Annotated in this window: 2 protein-coding genes and 1 pseudogene; all 3 read left to right on the top strand. The window is 35.7% G+C overall.

Translation table 11 applies throughout. The features are described 5' to 3' along the window. Nucleotides 1–28 precede the first annotated feature (28 nt). On the top strand, nt 29–679 hold the full coding sequence (locus BLP58_RS11640; RefSeq protein WP_013853732.1) for an IS607-like element ISLhe9 family transposase: 651 nt from the start codon (nt 29–31) through the stop codon (nt 677–679). After that, nucleotides 633–1871, top strand: coding sequence for a transposase (locus tag BLP58_RS11635; RefSeq protein WP_226908574.1), 1239 nt, complete (start codon nt 633–635; stop codon nt 1869–1871). The genes BLP58_RS11640 and BLP58_RS11635 overlap by 47 nt, the downstream gene beginning before the upstream one ends. Nucleotides 1872–1926: 55 nt before the next feature. Then, a pseudogene (locus tag BLP58_RS12555) lies at nt 1927–2064 on the top strand (zinc ribbon domain-containing protein); the annotation flags it as partial. Nucleotides 2065–2375: the final 311 nt, after the last annotated feature.

Here is a 2375-nt window from a genome sequence, read left to right as displayed (position 1 = left end):
TCCTTAACGAAAGTTGAGGAGTTTTTTTATGGCATCCAATACACAATTACCCAAGTATTTATCTATCGGACAAGCTTCTAAATATTTAAATATCGCAATTCCTACTCTAAGGCTGTGGGAAAGAAAAGGAATTATTAAGCCAATCAGAACTGCTGGAAATCAAAGAAGATATACCCCGCAAATGCTGGATGATGCACTAGCAGGGAAAAAGCCTGCCAAGCCAGTATCCAAAGATAAATTGATAATTGGCTATTGTCGTGTCTCTTCTGCCGGACAAAAAAATAATTTAAAGCGTCAAATAGCAGTAGTTACTAATTTCTGTGAAATGCAAGGCAAGCCGTTTAAAATTATTTCTGATATTGGTTCAGGGCTTAATTATCACAAAAAAGGCTTAAAAGAGCTGATTCATCTGATCTGCACCCAGCAATGCAGTCAAGTAGTAGTCAATTATCAGGATCGTTTAGTTAGATTTGGTTTTGAATTAATTGAAGACATATGCCAAGAAAACGATGTTGAAATAACAGTTATTAATCAAACCAAAGCCGAAAGCTCTAATGAAGAGCTAGTAGACGATGTGCTTTCAGTTATTACTGTTTATTCTGCTAAGCTTTATGGAAAGAGAAGCCATCATAATGAAAAGATCATCAAAACCAATCAAGAGCTATTCAAAGACCGTTAGAGCATACTCGCTTAAGCTTGATGAAGATACTTATACTAAATTAGATCAGCTTTTTATAAATTATGGCAAATGTCGCAATATGTTTCTAAATCAATATTGTGGCATCAGTCATATGCTTGATGTTAAGCAGTATCGCAAATTACGTGATCAAATTAAAGGCTCTAAGCAAAACAAAAAGTATGTAGCCAAATACAATTTCTTAGATAAACATTGGTGTTACGCATTAAGCGATGCTTGTGCCAACATCAATTCGATGTGGAGTAATTTAGCTAACCAAATTCGTAGAGTCGTGCAAGCAAATGAGGCAATAGATAAAGATGAAAGACACTTGATCTACTATCTGCTTTCCATTAGAGAGTTGTGGTATTATGCCTTAACCAACGATCAAGCAGTACTTTTAGATTTGTCTCACGGATTGCAAAAGCACCTAGCAGAATTAGAAGAAGCTGTTACGCCTAAACAAAGAAAACATGCTTATTCATATTTAAGCAGATTAACTAGACGCTATAAATATACTCCTCGAAAGCATCATAGCTTAAATAAATCTATGACTTATGATGAAAGCATGTACAAGTTTACCGGCGATCAGCTAGAAGAGCTTGCCATTTCATCGCATGTATCAAGAAAGAGATTTAGTTTAAAGCTGACAAGTCCATGGCATTATCGTTTAAATGGCAATTTACAAATTATCTTAGATCGCGATAAAAAGCGGATTGAAATTCATAAGGTAATTAAAGTTAGACAAAAGAAAGAATATCAAGCAGGCACTAAACTCGGTATTGATAAAGGGCTTGCCACGCTGGTTTCTTGCAGTAGTGGTCGTGAATATGGCAAAGGTTTTAGCCAGTTTACTAGACCTGAAATTGAACAGGAAAGCCAATACTTAGCTAGACGCAATCCTTATTACGGTTATCGCTATCAATTAAAGAAAAAGCTTAATCAGCTAAAAAACGCCAATATACCTAAACAAATTATCAAGAAAAAGCAATTAACTAGGCAATTAAACAAGTTGAACGCTAATAATATTGGTCATAAGCGCAAAGATAAGCGCCACGCATCTTATCATGCTTGTCTTGAAAGCAAAATTAACCATGCAATTAAAACAATGATTAAGCTGGGAACACCAAGTTTGATTGTTAAAGAAGATTTGACCTTTACTAAGGAAAAAATAGCTAAGAAAGGCAGTAAATAAGAAAGGCAGTAAATATGAACGCCAAGTTAGACGCAATCTTTCATCATGGACTAAAGGAGTATTAAATGAACGTTTAGAGTATTATTGCCAGCAATATGGCATTGACTTTAAAGACGTTAACCCAGCCTACACTTCCCAATATTGTCCAAATTGCGGACGGCACTTTATCGTAAGATTTGGCAAGCACAATGAAAAGACCTTATGTCCTAATTGTGGAGAAATGGACTGTAATATCGCCGCATCAAAGAATATCCTAGCAAGAGCCACAGATAAAGAAATTATGCTTTATACGCCATATAAAAAAGTAAAAGCAATTCTTGATCAAAGAATTGCCAGTTAAGAAGAATTATTAAATAAGTCGACTGCCACAAAGCGAAAGGCGGAATGCCTCTCCTTTTATCAGCTAAGCTGAGGACATGTCGCAAAGGACTTTAAGTCCATTCTTAGAGCTAGGGAATGTTCCTAGGCTAAAGAAAAACAAGAATCGAAGAACCTTCATGTGGG

The organism is Lactobacillus kefiranofaciens (assembly GCF_900103655.1).
GTDB lineage: Bacteria > Bacillota > Bacilli > Lactobacillales > Lactobacillaceae > Lactobacillus > Lactobacillus kefiranofaciens.
The sequence above is the reverse complement of the archived record's forward strand: the minus strand, read 5'-3'. Positions and strand labels throughout refer to the sequence as shown.

Bases quoted from the DNA above. Each gene is read 5' to 3' on its own strand.
- BLP58_RS11640 (WP_013853732.1), top strand. From the start codon at position 29: ATGGCATCCAATACACAATTACCCAAGTATTTATCTATCGGACAAGCT.
- BLP58_RS11635 (WP_226908574.1), top strand. From the start codon at position 633: ATGAAAAGATCATCAAAACCAATCAAGAGCTATTCAAAGACCGTTAGA.